The organism is Geobacillus kaustophilus (assembly GCF_000948285.1).
In the GTDB taxonomy this organism is placed as follows: domain Bacteria; phylum Bacillota; class Bacilli; order Bacillales; family Anoxybacillaceae; genus Geobacillus; species Geobacillus thermoleovorans_A.
In genome coordinates this window covers 268,367-284,365 of the sequence record NZ_JYBP01000003.1, presented here as the reverse complement: position 1 = coordinate 284,365, position 15,999 = coordinate 268,367, and the positions used below count along the sequence as shown (strand labels likewise).

Genomic DNA, 15,999 nt, shown 5'->3' with positions numbered 1-15,999 from the left:
CATCATTTCAGTTCGACGATCGTCACCCCGGTGCCGCCTTCATTCGCCTCTCCGAATCGGAAGCTTTTCACCGCCCGGTGTTGTTTTAAAAACTGCTGCACTCCTTGGCGGAGCGCGCCCGTCCCTTTGCCGTGGATGATCGAAACGCGCGGGTAGCCGGCGAGCACGGCATCATCCAAGTATTTCTCAAGCCGAATGAGGGCGTCTTCGTACCGCTCTCCGCGCAAATCGAGCTCCAAGCCGACGTGGGCGTCTTTTCCTTTCACCGTCGCAATCGGCGTCACTTCTTTCGCCGGCGCGCTGCCGATGTACTCCAAATCGCGCTCATGAATTTTCATTTTCAAAATGCCGAGCTGCACTTGCCATTCGTCGTTCGACACTTTTTCGATCAAATAGCCTTTTTGGTTGAGGCTCGTTACCTTCACTTCATCGCCCGGCTGGAACGCATGGCGTGAGGCAGCCTTTTTCGCCTTTTTCCGCTTCTCCACTTTCGGCATAGCGGCAGCGAGCCGCTGCTTGGCGGCAACGAGCTCGTGTTCTTTCACTTCCGCCTGCTTTTCTTTTTGCAAGCGGCGCAGCTCTTGAATGATCCGCTCGGCTTCGCGCTCGGCGGCGCGGATGATGTCAGCCGCCCGCTTCGCCGCTTCAGCGAGCCGCTCTTCTTTTTCGTCTTCGAGCGCTTCGAGCTTTCCCTCCCACTCGGCGCGCAGCCGTTTCGCTTCCTCCAGCTCCGCGCGCGCCCGCGCTTCGTCTTCTTCGGCTTGCTTTTTGCTCCGCTCGAGCGACGCGATCATGTTTTCGACGTTATGGCTTTCCGCGCTCACTTGCGCTTTCGCCCGTTCGATGATGCGTTCATTAAGCCCAAGGCGGCGCGAAATATCAAAGGCGTTGCTGCGGCCGGGGATACCGATCAACAGTTTATACGTCGGGCAGAGCGTTTCGGTGTCAAACTCGACGCTGGCATTCACGACGCCAGGGCGGTTGTAGCCGTACGCTTTCAACTCCGGATAATGCGTCGTCGCCACCGTCCGCGCCCCGCGCCCGTGCACTTCATCCAAGATGGCGATGGCGAGCGCCGCCCCTTCCTGCGGGTCGGTGCCAGCCCCAAGCTCGTCAAACAGCACAAGGCTTTCACCATCGACATGGCGCAAAATGTCAACGATATTGACCATATGGGACGAGAACGTGCTCAAACTTTGTTCGATGGACTGCTCGTCGCCGATATCGGCGAAAACGGAACGGAACACCGCCGCTTCCGAACCGTCGGCCGCCGGGATGAACAGCCCCGCTTGCGCCATGAGCGTCAACAAGCCGATCGTTTTCAACGCCACCGTTTTCCCGCCGGTGTTCGGCCCGGTGATGACGATCGTCGTATAGTCGCCGCCCAATTCAATATCATTGGGCACCGCCTTGTCCTGATCCAGCAGCGGATGGCGCGCCTGCAAAAAGCGGAGGTAGCCACGGTTGTTGACGGCTGGTTTTGTCGCCTGAATCCGGCGGGCGTATTTCGCCTTGGCGAAGGCAAAATCGAGCTGGGCAAGCGCCTCGACGGCTCGCCCAAGCGGCTCGGCCTGCTCGGCGACTTTTGCCGAAAGTTCGCGCAAAATGCGTTCGATTTCCTGTTTTTCTTTCGCCCGCGCCTCGCGCAAGGCGTTGTTCAGCTCAACGACCGCTTGCGGCTCAATAAACAGCGTCGCTCCGGACGCCGACTGGTCGTGGACGATGCCGCCATAGGCGCTGCGGTATTCTTGCTTGACCGGGATGACGTATCGGTCATTGCGGATCGTAATGATGGCGTCCGACAGCCGCTTTTGCGCCGCCGGCGAGCGAATGATGCTCTCAAGCTTCTCGCGGATGCGCGCTTCCACTGCCCGAATTTGCCCGCGCAGCGTGCGAAGGCGGTCGCTCGCTGCATCGAGCACCTCGCCATGGTCGTCAATCGAGCGGCGAATGTCCTCTTCAAGCGCTGGCACCTCGACGAGCTCATCGGCATAACCGGCTAGGCGCGCCAACCCGCCGTACTCTTCATGCACATCCATAATCAACCGTTTCATCTGCCGGCTTGCGGCCGCTGTCGCCGCCACTTCAAGCAGCTCTTGTGGGCTGAGCGCGCCGCCGATCGCTGCTCGTTTCAAATGCGGGCGGATGTCGACCACCCCGTCAAGCGGCGCATAGCCGCGCATCCGCAAAACGGCGGCCGCTTCATCCGTCTCCTCAAGCCACGCCGCCACTTCCTCCAACCGAGGCGACGGTGCGAGAGCAGTGATTTTCTCGAGACCGAGCGCCGAGGACGCATGCTCAGCCAACTGCTCTTTCACTTTATCGAACTCCAAGGTGTGAAGCACTTTTTGTTGCACGTATCTGACCCCCAGCTGATTCATTTCTTTCGTTTGTCGCGCAAAAACTGTTGCAGCTTTTCAAGCGGCCATGTGTTGATGACCGTTTCCTTATGGATCCAACCTTTTCTTGCAGTCGCTGCGCCGATCGCCATATCCTCGAGCATGTCCAAATGGTGGGCGTCCGTGTTGATGGCAATGTACGCCCCCGCTTCCTGGGCTTTTTTCACGTAGGCCGCCGACAAATCGAGCCGGTTTGGGTTGGCGTTTAACTCAAGCACTGTGTTCGTCTCCGCCGCCAGCTCGATCAACCGTTCGACGTCGACGTCATAGCCGTCGCGCTGGCCGATCAGCCGCCCGGTCGGATGAGCGATGACATCGACGTACGGGTGGCGAAGCGCCGCTTCAAGCCGTTTCATGATCGTCTCGCGCGGCTGTTTGAACGCAGAGTGAATGGCGGCGATGACAAAATCAAGCTCCTTGAGCACGTCATCGTCGTAATCGAGCGTCCCGTCCGGCAAAATATCCATCTCAACGCCGGCCAAAATCGTAAAATCCGAATAGCGCGCGTTCAGCCGTTCAATTTCCTCGCGCTGGCACCGCAATCGGTCAGGCGTCAAGCCGTTGGCGACTTTCAAAAATTGCGAATGGTCGGTAATGGCGATATAGCGGTAGCCGCGGCGGCGACACGCTTCGGCGAGCTCCTCGAGCGAACACGCGCCGTCGCTCCATGCCGAATGCATATGCAAGTCGCCTTGGATATCGTCAAAATGGACAAGTGGATCATCAGAAGAATATCGATCGACTTCCGTGCCATCTTCACGCAGCTCCGGCGGAATGTACGGCAGCCCGAAATGGGCGTAAAACGCCGCTTCATCACGGAATGTTTTCACTTCGCCTGTCGCTTCGTCTTCCACACCGTATTCGCTGATTTTCTCCCCGCGCTCTTTGGCGAGCTGGCGCATGCGCACGTTATGCTCCTTCGATCCGGTGAAATGATGAAGCGCGGTCGCAAACTCGTCCTCGCCGACGAGACGGAAATCAGCCGCGATTTCATCGTCATACTGAAAAAGAAGCGACACTTTCGTCTCCCCAGCGGCGAGCACCTCGCGGATGCGCTCAAAGCCGAGCAACCCGTCGCGCACCTCGGCCGGACGGTCGGTGGCGATGACATAATCCAAATCTTTCACCGTTTCTTTTAGGCGCCTCAAGCTGCCGGCTCGCGAGAAGCGAATCACGCCATCAAGACAAGCGAGCTGGCGTTCAATGTCCGCCGCGATCGCGAGCACCCGGGCGAGCGGCAGCCGCTCGGGGCGTTTGCCCGCCTTTTCAATGGCCGCAAGCAGCTTTTCTTCCGTTTTCGCGCCAAAACCAGGAAGCGCCCGCACTTTTCCAGCCATGCACGCTTCTTTCAACCCGTCCATATCGACAATGCCAAGCTCCTGATGCAGTTTGGCGATTTTTTTGCCGCCAAGCCCCGGCAGTTTGAGCAAGGCAAGCAGCGTCTCTGGAACATCGCGTTTTAGCTCATTCAGCACCGACGACGAGCCGCTCTTGATAAATTCAGTGATGATCGCCGCTGTGCTTTTGCCGATGCCAGGGATGGCGGTAAAGTCGCCGATTTCCGTCAGGCTTCGTTCATCCGTTTCCAATGCGCTTGCCGCCTTGCGGAAGGCGTTCACCTTAAACGGGTTTTCCCCTTTAATCTCCATATACAACGCAATTGTCTCAAGCAGGCGGATGGCCTCTTTTTTATGGACGCTCATCCCCGTCCCTCCCTTTCCCGAAAAACCGCGGCCGCGCTCCGTCAAACGCGGCCATGAATCCACCAGTTGCCAAGCATCTCCGACAACACCGGCGTATGTTTCACAATCACGGTCGCCATGAGCGAACGCTGCAGCTGTTCTTGGACGCTGTCAATCGGCACGAGCGCACCGATATACAAAAGCAAAAAGACAAGCAAATACACTTCCGCAAATCCGAGCGCCGCCCCGGCCAAGCGGTTGACGCTGCGCAACAGCGGCAGCTGGGCGACGAAATCAAGCATCGAGCCGATGATTTGGAGCACAATTTTGACGACAAAAAATAAGAGAGCAAACGAAATGGCGCGGTAATACGCATCATCTAAATGGGTGCTCTGAAACAGCAGCTTCATCGCCTCCGGATCGCCGAACGTCGGATATGGAATCCAAAGGCGCAATGTCGGCACAAGCCGCTCATAATACTTATAAGCAACGAAAAAGGCAATGAAAAACCCGGCCATATGAATGAATTGGAGAATAAAGCCGCGCTTGAGTCCGATCATCGCCCCCAGCAACAGGACAAACAGCAGCACGACATCAATCATCGTCTTCCCCGTCCTTTTTCTGTTTCAGTTGTTCCGTCAGCCGTTGATATTCTTCTTTCAGTTTGAGATACTCGCTCGCGATGTTAACAGCCGTCAAAACGGCCAGCTTCGGCACATCGAGCATCGGATTTTTCTCACTGAATTCATGCATTTTATCGTCAACGAACGCGGCCACGAGCCGGATATGGGCCGGGCTTTCTGTGCCGACGATCGTATAGTCTTGACCATAGATGCGGACGCTCACCCGCGTTTTTGGCTGCCCAGTCAAACTATTTCCCCCATTTCGCAAAATCCTACTGTTTATCATATCATGAATGCTGGTATAATGGAAAGATGCGACACAAACGGATCTAAAAGAGGATAAAGGAGAGAGCGAACGTTGTCAAACTATGTGATTCACGCGGATCCACAGTTGCTTAATGCGCTGCTCGCCCACTACCAAGACGCCTTATTCGACCGGCTTCCGGCCGGAGCTTTATTCGCCGTCAAGCGCCCGGATGTCGTGATCACTGCCTACCGCTCGGGGAAAGTGCTGTTTCAAGGGAAAGCGGCGGAGCAAGAAGCAGCAAAATGGATGGGGAAGAGGGGGGCTGATCCAGGCAAACGACAGGAGGGGGAGACCGCCTCGCCCCCATTGGAACATGGGCTCGAGAAGCTTTCTGCGATCGGTTCGGATGAAGTCGGCACCGGAGACTATTTCGGCCCGATCGTCGTCGCCGCCGCCTACGTTGATCGGTCGCATATCGCCAAAATCGCGGCGCTTGGCGTGAAAGATTCGAAGCAACTAACGGACGAGGCGATCAACAAAATCGCCCCCGCCATCATGAAAACGGCGCCTTTTGCTGTCACCGTGCTTGATAACGCGGAATACAACCGCTGGCAGCGAAGCGGCATGCCGCAGACGAAAATGAAGGCGCTGCTTCATAATCGGACGCTCACCAAGCTGCTCGACGAAATCGCGCCTATCGAACCGGAAGCAATCATTATCGATCAATTTTTAGAACGTGACTCGTATTTCCGCTACCTCGCAGGGGAAGCGCGCATCGTAAGCGAGCGGGTGCATTGCCTGCCGAAAGCAGAAAGCGTGCACGTGGCGGTCGCCGCCGCCTCGATCATCGCCCGCTATGTGTTTTTAGAAGAGATGGAGCGAGTATCCCGCACCGTCGGCCTTTTGCTCCCGAAAGGCGCCGGCGCCATCGTTGACGAAGCCGCGGCCCGGATCATCCGCGAGCGAGGGGAAGAGATGCTCGAGACGTGCGCCAAGCTTCATTTTGCCAATACGAAAAAGGCGCTTGACATCGCCAAGCGCCGGTAATTCTTTCAGTCAACAACCATGGGAAACGTTAACGTTGGCTCCGCTGCAAAGGTCGGCCCGTAGTGACGGAACGACACCGTTTCCCATCCTTTCCACATGTTTCTTTTTACAGTATGAAGAAAAACGCAAACAACCAAAATGCTGTCCCCCACGCAGCCTAGTGAACCGAGATCATTAGACAACCTATTCTGCCGCGCCATCGATGGCCTTCGATTTTTTCCGTTGCTCGTACAAAAGGAATCCATTCCAGCAGCACGTGAATGAATTGTAATCCCAGTACGGTACGTCAAAATATCCCTTATCTTCATCAGTCATCCGGGACGCCGACCCATTAAGCATTGTCAGTTCTTCGGAATTTGATTGCATCTTCACTACCTTACCATGACAGATGAAAGTCCAAAAACGCTTACAATATCAAAAAACGGTTTGCTAACTGGTGGTCGACAACATACGTGGTGAACCGAGAAGAGTTCTCCACAAACTCTTGACTGACCGACCAAACATTTCATTCTTGACAAAAAAAAAAGGTTACTATAAGCTATTATTATAAATTTTTGCACAAAAAGGAGGTTTTATGATGTTTAGAAAAATATTGTCATTCAGTTTTTTAGCTGTTGTTTTATTCTCCTCGGTATTGACAGCTTTTGCAGCAAGCGGTACGTACGAATCGACGTACAGTTTGACCGGAGGGCTTAACAGCCGCACGTTTGATGCAAGTGCGACGCCAAAGTTTGTTGTGGCAACATATCCCTCAAAAGGATTAAAAGGAACAACCATGACTTTATATCTAAAGAAACAAGGATTCTTTGGAGATTCTGATATTGATAGCGGTACGGTTTCATCAACAGAAGTGGATAGCGTCACCCTTTATAAATCGGGTTCAGGTTCCGGTAAATATTATATAAGATTCAGAAACTTCACTGGAATCTTATTTGAGGGAAAAGTAAAAATTGATTACAGTTGGTAAATTCATGAACCAGGATTGGTGACATGCATGAAAACGATTGGATTCTCATTTGACTTACATCCACCGCTATTTATGATCGTTTTTGTCATATTATGTGGTATCACTTGCTTCATTTTGAAAAAAAGGAAAGCGAATATGACCGTTAAACAACTCTTCTTTGTCGCAACTACAATATTTTATTCTTTGTCTGTTGTCAAACTGACCTTACTCCCGATAACGATCAGCTTTGATAAAACAAGCTATCCGGACATGCCTTGGAAATACTATTATCAGTTGATCCCGTTTCAAACCATTATCTCTGCGTGGAAGCAAGGCAACCTTTTGCAAGTCGTGGGGAATATTGTTCTCCTTCTCCCGTTGCCGATTTTAATAGGACTATTGAAAAAACGCAGCACAGGCTTTTTTCGAACTTTGACTGTCGTCATTTCCGTAAGTTTGGGCATTGAATTGACCCAATTACTTATTAATTGTTTAACTGGAATTCCAAACAAAGTAGCGGACGTAGACGATTTTATATTAAATTCGATTGGTGGTTTGGTTGGATGGGCAACCATAAAACTATATTTTGTTTTGATAAGAGAGAAGAAGGATCAATCTTTTCACCTTCCCAATTCAGCGGACAACTCGACTAACTAATATGAGTCGTTCGTCGTGACAACAAAATAGGTTGCGCCCCTTCCTGACAAAGGTTAAATTCAGATCAAGGCAAAGGCTTCTTTTCGATTGCCTTCTTTTTTCCACTCTCCCTCATTGTCAGGCGTTGGTCAAGAGAAGGGTGAATCCGACCATACCCATCAAGTTAAGAATTTTGGTCTTTGTGCATCGTCAAAAACATGGTATCCTTTCTAACGAACATTCCACGTTAGAAAGGATTTTTTTCATGGAAAAGTGCAGAGAATGACAACTTGACATGGAGCCTCTGGGGGTGTGATTAAAAAGCTAGGAAGCCAGCAATATCAAGGATTGGCTATGCCTAAAAAGGCTATCACATCCCCCACTCCATGTAAAGTTGGCCTAAGCCAAATTCTCTGCAGATCTCTGCATTTTTATTTTGCAATAAACAACCTTCCCGCTTTACCAGATGCCTTCCTTTCTCACCGGACGAGCAAGTGTCAATACACGCGCACTAGGGAACTTGTCTTGATGGACATGGGAAGCAATGATATACGATGCACGGTTGTCCGTTTGAATCCATTCCGCTAGTATGTCCCGGCTGGTCACATCAAGCGAGTTAAAAGGCTCATCCATTAAATACAATTCCACAGGCCGTCCTAAAGCAATCGCGATATGCAACTTTTGCAACGTCCCAAGCGAATATTGATCAACGGGAAGAGCTAGCCAATCCGCCATCCCTAATGTATGGCAAATCGCTTCTACCTTTTGGTAATATGTGCGATCTAATCGCCATAAAAGCCGAAAACATTCGATATTTTCATAGCCTGTCAGTTTAGAAAATAAAGGGGGTTCAGCCGTTACGTACGATATATAGCGGCGTATCGCAACCAGCTGAACCGGATTTCCTTTATAATAAGCACGGTAGGTCAAATGGCCATTAGAAAGCAAGCCAGCGATAATCTGTAATAACGTTGTTTTCCCAACGCCATTTGGACCTGTTAGGAAAATCGTTTCCCCTTTCAGAACGTCGAAGGAAAACTGGTCAAAAATGAGCGTTTTTCCATCATAACTATACGTTAAATTTTGCAATGAAAAAAGCGGTTCGTCCACAACATTCCCTCCTATGCGTGCGACACAGTCGCCTCAATGAGCGCAGATATTACCAATAGTATGGAAGCTGCCGTGAATAACAAAACAACATCACGTATATGAAGCGGTTCTGTCTCCTCAGCTCGTGCTCTTTTTTTCACAATATGGAGCAACCGCCATGTTTCATATCCTAACGTACAAAATAGCAAATGGCTCATGATTTCTGTAATTCCATGGGGAAGGATGCCCGTTATAATAGGGTGCAATCCATACCCTTTCATGACCCCTTTCACAATGGCTCCTAACATTGCTGCATTATAGGCGAGATAAACTGTATTTACGACCCCTAATGTCAACCATCCGCCAAACATAAGAATCGCCCCGACCATAAAGTTGTGGGCTAAAGTCGGCCAAAACGCCATGGAAGTTGGATGGATCGTTAATTTTTCAGAAACAATGACGGCACCGAAAGCAAAACATATCCCATATACAGCCAGCGATACACAAAAATATGGCAGATGGCTGCGAATGGTTCTCCCGATCATCCTTTCCCATCCTTTCTCCTATCGATGGAATAACGAGTGCTTCCCCACAAAACGATATATAAAGCTATAACAAACAAAGTGCTATACCATCCCCATTGTTCGCCTCTTAGCAAGACGAAAAAGGCTGAGATCAGAGAAGAAAAGATAGTCACATAAGTGAATAACCGATGAAATAGATGATTGCCAGCCGCTACGACCATATAGCCAGCATAATCGCGCGGAGAAGCCAACTCTACTTTCTCTCCGCTCGATAAAAGAAAACAAAACACCTCATAATCAGTGCGCAAAATCCGTTTGATAACTAACGGATACAACGGCATTATGATGATGCTAAGCAAAACAACAATCAGCGCATTCCCCCTAAACCATCCTACCCATTCAATAGCAAGCAAGCCAAGCGCCGCCGCGCACGGATATACTCCTATCCGTCGCAACAATGTCCACTTCGCTTGAATTAACTGCACAAGAGGAGGGGGATCAAGAAGCCTAAATACGAGCAATCGCTCAATATCGCTTTCAAACAAAAAGACTTGCGAAAATGTACTGGCAACGGCGCGCAATGTTCCTGTCATCACGATATACATTTCAAACAAACAAAGAAAACATATAACGAAAAGATTATGGATGAAAGGGAACAAAGCGATATTCGCTCCTGTGACAAGAAACCATTCTCCCGGCAGAAACAATAACAAAGGCGGTTTGTCCAATTGACTGGCTTTACGCATTAACAAACAAGTATCTTTATACAGAAGCGCATTCTCACTAGCGGGTTGCCATGATGATTGGATCACACGCTGATACCATTTATACAGCACGTATGTCTTGGCTTCCACACAAGCACGGACGGATCGCAAGCTTCCCAACGCGAACGCTGCGATTGCAAGACCGCTAGCCGCCAAGACACCTCCGTTCAATCCTACCATCCCATGCCAAGTAAACACTCGCTCATGAATCCATTGTTGCCACTTGGCGAACTGACCATCCATATAGGCGAGATACGAAATCGACAACCCATATGTCTTAACAGCATGGCGCGACAATTGTAACAACGATACAATCGGGATCATGACCATATAACCGACCGCTAAGGAGAAAAAGCAAGAAAGAACGCCTGAAAATACGCGTCGCCCCCCCAAACTTTGTCCCCCTCATTACATGAGACATCACATAAAGGAAAAACAAAGTTGCTTGTCCAAACCATACAAGTTCGGTTCCAACCCACCCGAGCTTCACAATCAAGGCAACAGACGGCGGAAAAACGGTTGGCAACATGCGCAACATATAACTAACATAGTGGATGACGACCAAACGCCGCCAGACCACGTCGTCCTGTTCGCTTGACAACCGCAAGTAATCATAATGATAATCACGTTGCAATTTTTCCCCCGAGTCGAGCAAGACGGCGATGAAAGGGCTAGTCGCTAGTAACAAGAGTAGCCCGATGGTAAAAGAAGAGCCGAATACGGAAGACCGGCTACATACAATGATGACGAGACAACAAGAGAGAAGCCACTTTCCCCCTTCAGCAACGAACAACGCCCCTTTTGGGCTTAGCAGCAATTTTTTTTGCAGCGGAGCGATGCTGCTCTTTCTCATCTGTTGATAAAATAGCCACACTAGTTTCAACTTGCTTCACCCTTCTAGTTCAACATGGACGGGAAAAAAGCAGGATGGCCATTCCCACCCTGCTTCACCACTCACCAAGCAATTGCTGCGGCCTTGCCCCGTTCCGTAACAATTTTTTTCACTGTCGCCACAAATGTCGACCATCCGATTTCTAAAATCGCATCCACTCCACCGGATAAAATAGCAGTAATTCCTAGAATGATAGAAACTAACGTCGACCCTGTCAACACAATCGATACAACGGTCGTGGCAACAGCTTGTGACACGCCCAGCGTCCCCGCTACAAGAGCCAACAAACTCATGTTGAAATCACCCCCTTTCAAAAACTACCGTAACTTCCGCAACAAGCGCGAATACACAATCCCGTAGGCGAGTACGAGAACAATGTCTGCGATTTTCATCCATAAAGGAGATTGGAATTCTTTTAAAACGAAGGCAATGGCGATCAAAAGAAGAAAGGGCATCGTAATGACAATAAATAACGGCCAGGACCATTTCATTATGTATCACTCCAGTTTACTAATACTATTAATTGTAAAAATAATCCATGTATAAAACTATTATAATATAATTGGTCAAAAAAAAAAGAGAAATTGCTATATAAATTGAAATAAAGGTTTTCTCCAGTTCCATGGCGAATAACTTAAAGAGAAAATACGAGGAACGGGAGAAAGTAGAATGCCGAATCACAAAGATGAAATCGAAAAGTTGTCCATCGTCATGAAAGAAGCGAAAAGTAAACGTGCGTATGAGCGCTACCAAGCCATCTATCTCCATTTGCAGGGATACGAAAAAGGAGAAATCGCAACGATTATTGGTCGATCCAAGAAAACAATCTATAACTATATCCATGCGTATACCCAGCACGGTCTTGATGGGTTAGAGATGAAACATTCGCCTGGCGCTCCGCGTAGATTGACCCGAGATCAAGAAAAAGAACTGGCTTTGATCATCGAACATCAGCTTCCTGTTGATGTCGGATTCAAAACGAAATATAATTGGACGCTCGCGATTGTCGCTGAACTCATTCAACAAAAGTGGGGGCCAACGTATACCCTTCGTGGAACAAGCGAAATTCTGCATCGGTTAGGGCTAAGTTATACCAAACCGACGTATACGTTAGCCAATGCCGACGTAGAGAAACTGCCAAAACACGGAAAGCCGGTTTGGGAATCGTTGCAACGACTTCTAAGTGGGGAGTCTCTCCAAACGATTCTCCATTCCTCCTAGGGCATTTTCGATACGGGAAATGCCCTATTGGTGCTGGATTCTGAAAATCTCACGAATATTGGGCTGAATGGATACATCATATCTTGCGTTTACGCCATTAATGTCATCTTGCTTTGGAGTATAGATGCGCGGCCGATATCGGTGAAAATGACCAGACGCGTCAAACAGAATATACGTTCCTATCGCTGGGAGGAGGGACATCCTTTCCGTTCTCCCTTCATTCCTAACATTCCTAAAAAAGAACGCCGCTTCCCCGATCTGTGGGAGCGGCGTTGGCTCGCCATCTTAACTGATTTTTTGTTGTTCCAGTCCGTCCGCTTCACTCACCGGCTGCCGGAACGGCCACCAGTTCGCGCGACCGAACGTTCGGACCATGACTGGCACGAAAAGCGGCAGGACGACGAGGGCGTAAAGCAGAAGCCCCGTCAGCACAATCGTCGCGATTTGCAAAAGCGACAGGACGCCGGACGGATACATCGCGGCGAACGTTCCGCCTAAAATGACGGCGGCGGAGATAATGACCGTCCCCATATGGCCCATCGCCGACAGCATCGCCTCTTTCACCGGACGGCCCCGGTATTCGTTGAACCGGTCCATGAGGAAGATGCTGTAGTCGATGCCGAGCGCCAACAGCAGTACAAAGGCGAAGAACGACACCGCCCAGTTCAAACCGGCATAGCCGAGGCCGTTGACGAAAATGAGTTCGGTGACGGCCATCGATGTGTAGTATGTCAACACGAGCGACAAGATCAAATAGAGCGGCATGATAAGCGAGCGGAGCAGCACCGCCAGCACGATGGCGATCCCGATTAACATGAGGACGGCTGTCCGCTTATAGTCCGCGTTCGAAATCGCCTGCAGGTCGGCGTACGTGCTTGTGACGCCGCCGACAGCGATGGTCGCGTCTTCCCATTTCGTTCCTTTCACCGCGCGTTCGGCGGCGGCGCGAATGTCATCGATGCGGCCGAGCGCCGATGTCGAATACGGGTTTTCGTTCAAAATGACATCGAACGTCACGATGCGGCGGTCTTTCGACATATACGCGTCTTTCGCTTGCGCGAACTCTTTGCTTTCAAGTGCCTCTTTCGGCATGTGCCAGCCCGCCATTTCTTTCTCCGGCGCAGATGACAAATCAGCTAAGTACGCCTCTGCCGTTCCGAGACCACCAGCCACTTTTCGAAGGCCGGACGCGCTTTGGTCGAGGCCGTCGACGAGCTGGCCGAGCTGGCCGTCAAGGGCGGAGAAATGTTCAAGCAATTGGCGCTGTCCGCTGTTCACTTTCTCAAGTCCGGCCGAGAATTGCGGCAGTTTGTCCACCGCCTGTTTTTGGCCGTCGGCCGCTTTCGTCAATCCGGCTTCGAGCTCATCAAGCCCTTGGATCACTTGATCCAAGCCGCCGTTCACCGCCGCCTGGCCGGCTGCGAGTTGGGCGAACGATTCGTTCGCTTTCGCCAAACCGGCGCGCGCCTGCTCAAGCGCCCCGTTCAACCGCGACAGGCCGTCTGCCATTTGTTTCGTCTGGCCGGACAGGGCGGCGACGGTCATTTTCGCTTGTTGGTATTGCCCATCTTGGCGGAGTTCCGGATGCGACTGCTCGACTTGCCCGAGCATCGTCTGCACGGCGGCGAGCTGATCGGCGACAGCCTTTAATCCCGCTTCGATTTGCCGGTACTGGCCGTTTAGCGCCGACAGTCCTTGTTCCGCCTGCTTGTAGCCGTCAAGCAACTGATTCGCGCCTTCCTGCAGCTTTTTCGCATTGTCGCGAAGCGTCGCTAAGCCTTTTTTCAGCTCGCCGGCGCCCATCGCTCCCCGGCGCACCCCTTGTTCAATTTGGCTGAGGCCGGTTTGCAGCTGGCGCAGGCCGTCTTCAAGCCGCTCCGTTCCGGAGACGAGCTGGCCGATGCCGGATGACGCCTGCTTAAGCTGCGGAGCGGACGAGGACAACTTTTGGCTTGCCGTCTTGAGGCCGGAGCCGATTTTCTCAATTCCCTCTTTGCCAGCGCCAAGGCCGTTTTTCAGCTGTTTCGCCTGCTCCGTAACAAACAGCTCCTTAATCGGCTCACCGGTCGGGCGCGTCGCCGAGCGGACGCTCGCCACGCCGTCAACCGTTTCGATCTCGCGGCTCATTTTCTCAATCAACGCCAGCCCTTCTTCCGAATCAAGCGGCTCTTTGCTTTTCAATACCACTTGCGTCGGCATGGCATCTCCCGGATTGAAATGATCGGCAATGATGTCAAACGCTTTGACCGAGCGATAATGATCGCCGATCTCTTCCATGGAATCAAACGACATTTTGCCATCATATACTGCCAACACCGGCACGGTCACAACGGCGACAATCGCCAGCGCCAGAAGCGGACGGGCGAACGCAAATCGGCCAGCCGCGAGCCAAAGCCGGCTTTGCCCATGCTCGAGCTTCCCCCGCACCGGCCAAAACAGCTTTTCGCCAAGCACCGCCATGAAAAACGGCACAATCGTCACGAGCGCCACAAGCAGCACCGCCACCCCAACGGCAACGGCCGCCGCCGATTGGTACAGCTTAAACGTCGACAAACCGATCGCCGCAAAGCCGATCATGACGGCAATGCCGCTCGCTGCCACTGTTTTTCCAGACGTCCGGTACGTGGCGACGATCGCTTCCACCCGGTCGCCGCGTTTCGCCAGTTCTTCTTTAAACCGGCTCAGCAGCAAAATGCAGTAGTCGGTCCCGATGCCAAACAACACCGCGACTAAAAACGTTTGCGTGAACGTTGACAGCGGGAAATTCACCTGATCCACCAAAAAGGCAACGACCGACTGCGAGACGACATAAGTCGCCCCGACCGCGAGCAGCGGAATAAGCGGCGCCACCGGCGAGCGGAACACCGCCAGCAAGACAATTAAAATAAAGACGACGGTGATCCCTTCCGTTTTCTTCACGCCTTCCTGTGAGCTCGTCACGACATCTTCATCGATCATCCAGCCGCCGGTGAAATAATGCTCGACCTTGACGCCATCGACCGCTTTATACAGGGCGTCGGTCAATTGCTTCGCCGTCCGCCCGGCCGGGTCGATGCTTACCGAAATGAGCATCGTCGTTCCATCTTTGGAAACGAGTTCTTTTTCCAGCTCCCGGTTGGCAAACGGCGAGACGATGTTCGTTGCATGAAGTTCCTCTTTTTTCTTTTCGAGCGCGTTTACCGCCCGTTCAATCTCTTTTTTATCGCCCGCCGTCAACCCGCCTTTTTTGTAAAAGACAAGCACCGCGGAGCGTTCATTTTGTTTGTTTTCCTGACCGTTTGCCTCTTTGATCAATTTTGCCGCCAATGACGATGAGTAGCCGTCCGGCACGCTCAGCTGCCCTTTTTCGCGGACAAGCTCGCCCATGTTCGGCGCAGTCATCATGAGCACCGCCGCGATGATGATCCACGCCGCAAGCGCGAACCATCTTCCTTTAATGATCGCTCTCATTTCGCTTCTTCCACCTCCTGCAGCACATGGGCCAACCGTTCATACGTGCGGATGAACGTTTCAATTTCTTCTTCAGGGAAACGGACGATCACCTCTTCCACGAGCCGATAGACGTTGCGGTCCATTTCGGCGATCCATGCTTCTCCTTGTTCTGTCAGCGACAAAACGACGACTCGCCGGTCTCTCTCATCGCGGTCGCGGCGCAGCCAACCTTTGTCGACGAGGCGATTCGTCATCGCCGTCACCGCGCTTTTGTTCACGCCGAACATTGCGGCCAGTTCCGTAGACGTGCACGCCCCCCGCCGGCGGATGTAGCGAAGCAAGTAATATTGATCGTGCGTCATCTCTTCGCAAAGGCTGCCTTTGACAAGCGACGCCCCCCGCTTCATCACGAGAAATGACACGGACAAATAGCGGTCGATCCACTCATCGATGTTTCGTCCCGACATTGATTCACCTCCGATGGTTCAATCATTGAA

Annotated in this window: 14 protein-coding genes and 1 pseudogene; 4 read left to right on the top strand and 11 right to left on the bottom strand. The window is 51.7% G+C overall.

All coding sequences use genetic code 11. The features are described 5' to 3' along the window. Positions 1 to 2: 2 nt before the first annotated feature. From LG52_RS01920 to zapA, 4 genes are read right to left on the bottom strand one after another with little or no spacing between them, the layout of a single operon-like run. Positions 3 to 2,357, bottom strand: coding sequence for an endonuclease MutS2 (locus tag LG52_RS01920; RefSeq protein WP_331436698.1), 2,355 nt, complete (start codon positions 2,355 to 2,357; stop codon positions 3 to 5). A 20-nt stretch (positions 2,358 to 2,377) separates the two neighbouring features. Further along, positions 2,378 to 4,102 carry a DNA polymerase/3'-5' exonuclease PolX gene (gene polX / locus LG52_RS01915; protein ID WP_044730632.1) on the bottom strand — a complete coding sequence of 575 codons (1,725 nt, stop codon included), beginning with the start codon at positions 4,100 to 4,102 and terminating at the stop codon, positions 2,378 to 2,380. Positions 4,103 to 4,143: 41 nt separating this feature from the next. Next, positions 4,144 to 4,683 carry a CvpA family protein gene (locus LG52_RS01910; RefSeq protein WP_044730631.1) on the bottom strand — a complete coding sequence of 180 codons (540 nt, stop codon included), beginning with the start codon at positions 4,681 to 4,683 and terminating at the stop codon, positions 4,144 to 4,146. Further along, the gene (gene zapA, locus LG52_RS01905) at positions 4,676 to 4,951 is read right to left on the bottom strand and encodes a cell division protein ZapA (protein ID WP_082055764.1); all 276 of its coding nucleotides are present in this window, start codon (positions 4,949 to 4,951) and stop codon (positions 4,676 to 4,678) included. Before zapA ends, LG52_RS01910 begins: the two co-directional genes overlap by 8 nt. A 111-nt stretch (positions 4,952 to 5,062) precedes the next feature. Here zapA and rnhC point away from each other — a divergent pair, with 111 nt between their 5' ends. From rnhC to LG52_RS18495, 3 genes are all read left to right on the top strand, one after another. Beyond that, a complete protein-coding gene (rnhC, locus tag LG52_RS01900; RefSeq protein WP_044730629.1) occupies positions 5,063 to 5,998 on the top strand; it encodes a ribonuclease HIII in 936 nt (311 codons plus the stop codon). Positions 5,999 to 6,575: 577 nt separating this feature from the next. Next, positions 6,576 to 6,965: a hypothetical protein gene (locus LG52_RS01890; RefSeq protein ID WP_044730627.1), complete on the top strand. Its 390-nt coding sequence runs from the start codon at positions 6,576 to 6,578 to the stop codon at positions 6,963 to 6,965. Positions 6,966 to 6,992: 27 nt separating this feature from the next. Then, positions 6,993 to 7,601, top strand: a complete 609-nt coding sequence (locus LG52_RS18495; protein ID WP_081804118.1) for a VanZ family protein — start codon at positions 6,993 to 6,995, stop codon at positions 7,599 to 7,601. Positions 7,602 to 8,039: 438 nt separating this feature from the next. On the opposite strand, the gene LG52_RS01880 is transcribed toward LG52_RS18495, so the two are convergent. The 5 genes from LG52_RS01880 to LG52_RS20040 form a co-directional block, all read right to left on the bottom strand. After that, positions 8,040 to 8,690, bottom strand: coding sequence for an ABC transporter ATP-binding protein (locus LG52_RS01880; RefSeq protein ID WP_044730626.1), 651 nt, complete (start codon positions 8,688 to 8,690; stop codon positions 8,040 to 8,042). A gap of 11 nt (positions 8,691 to 8,701) precedes the next feature. Then, positions 8,702 to 9,214 carry a stage II sporulation protein M gene (locus tag LG52_RS01875; RefSeq protein ID WP_044730625.1) on the bottom strand — a complete coding sequence of 171 codons (513 nt, stop codon included), beginning with the start codon at positions 9,212 to 9,214 and terminating at the stop codon, positions 8,702 to 8,704. Beyond that, the gene (locus LG52_RS01870; RefSeq protein ID WP_231584413.1) at positions 9,211 to 10,350 is read right to left on the bottom strand and encodes a hypothetical protein; all 1,140 of its coding nucleotides are present in this window, start codon (positions 10,348 to 10,350) and stop codon (positions 9,211 to 9,213) included. The genes LG52_RS01875 and LG52_RS01870 overlap by 4 nt, the downstream gene beginning before the upstream one ends. Before the next feature lie 561 nt (positions 10,351 to 10,911). Further along, on the bottom strand, positions 10,912 to 11,142 hold the full coding sequence (locus LG52_RS01865; RefSeq protein ID WP_044730624.1) for an uberolysin/carnocyclin family circular bacteriocin: 231 nt from the start codon (positions 11,140 to 11,142) through the stop codon (positions 10,912 to 10,914). A 24-nt stretch (positions 11,143 to 11,166) separates the two neighbouring features. Further along, positions 11,167 to 11,340: a hypothetical protein gene (locus LG52_RS20040; protein WP_158512145.1), complete on the bottom strand. Its 174-nt coding sequence runs from the start codon at positions 11,338 to 11,340 to the stop codon at positions 11,167 to 11,169. Positions 11,341 to 11,518: 178 nt separating this feature from the next. On the opposite strand from LG52_RS20040, the pseudogene LG52_RS01860 reads away from it, so the two are divergent. After that, a pseudogene (locus LG52_RS01860) lies at positions 11,519 to 11,971 on the top strand (terminase gpP N-terminus-related DNA-binding protein); the annotation flags it as partial. A 384-nt stretch (positions 11,972 to 12,355) separates the two neighbouring features. On the opposite strand, the gene LG52_RS01855 reads toward LG52_RS01860, so the two are convergent. Both LG52_RS01855 and LG52_RS01850 read right to left on the bottom strand, forming a co-directional pair. Further along, positions 12,356 to 15,520 carry an MMPL family transporter gene (locus LG52_RS01855; RefSeq protein ID WP_044730622.1) on the bottom strand — a complete coding sequence of 1,055 codons (3,165 nt, stop codon included), beginning with the start codon at positions 15,518 to 15,520 and terminating at the stop codon, positions 12,356 to 12,358. Further along, complete coding sequence (locus LG52_RS01850) at positions 15,517 to 15,969, bottom strand: MarR family winged helix-turn-helix transcriptional regulator (RefSeq protein ID WP_044730621.1); 453 nt, start codon at positions 15,967 to 15,969, stop codon at positions 15,517 to 15,519. Before LG52_RS01850 ends, LG52_RS01855 begins: the two co-directional genes overlap by 4 nt. Positions 15,970 to 15,999 lie beyond the last annotated feature (30 nt).

Bases quoted from the DNA above. Each gene is read 5' to 3' on its own strand.
- LG52_RS20040 (WP_158512145.1), bottom strand. From the start codon at position 11,340: ATGAAATGGTCCTGGCCGTTATTTATTGTCATTACGATGCCCTTTCTT.
- LG52_RS01875 (WP_044730625.1), bottom strand. From the start codon at position 9,214: ATGATCGGGAGAACCATTCGCAGCCATCTGCCATATTTTTGTGTATCG.
- LG52_RS18495 (WP_081804118.1), top strand. From the start codon at position 6,993: ATGAAAACGATTGGATTCTCATTTGACTTACATCCACCGCTATTTATG.
- LG52_RS01890 (WP_044730627.1), top strand. From the start codon at position 6,576: ATGTTTAGAAAAATATTGTCATTCAGTTTTTTAGCTGTTGTTTTATTC.
- polX (WP_044730632.1), bottom strand. From the start codon at position 4,102: ATGAGCGTCCATAAAAAAGAGGCCATCCGCCTGCTTGAGACAATTGCG.
- LG52_RS01850 (WP_044730621.1), bottom strand. From the start codon at position 15,969: ATGTCGGGACGAAACATCGATGAGTGGATCGACCGCTATTTGTCCGTG.
- LG52_RS01865 (WP_044730624.1), bottom strand. From the start codon at position 11,142: ATGAGTTTGTTGGCTCTTGTAGCGGGGACGCTGGGCGTGTCACAAGCT.
- LG52_RS01910 (WP_044730631.1), bottom strand. From the start codon at position 4,683: ATGATTGATGTCGTGCTGCTGTTTGTCCTGTTGCTGGGGGCGATGATC.
- LG52_RS01855 (WP_044730622.1), bottom strand. From the start codon at position 15,520: ATGAGAGCGATCATTAAAGGAAGATGGTTCGCGCTTGCGGCGTGGATC.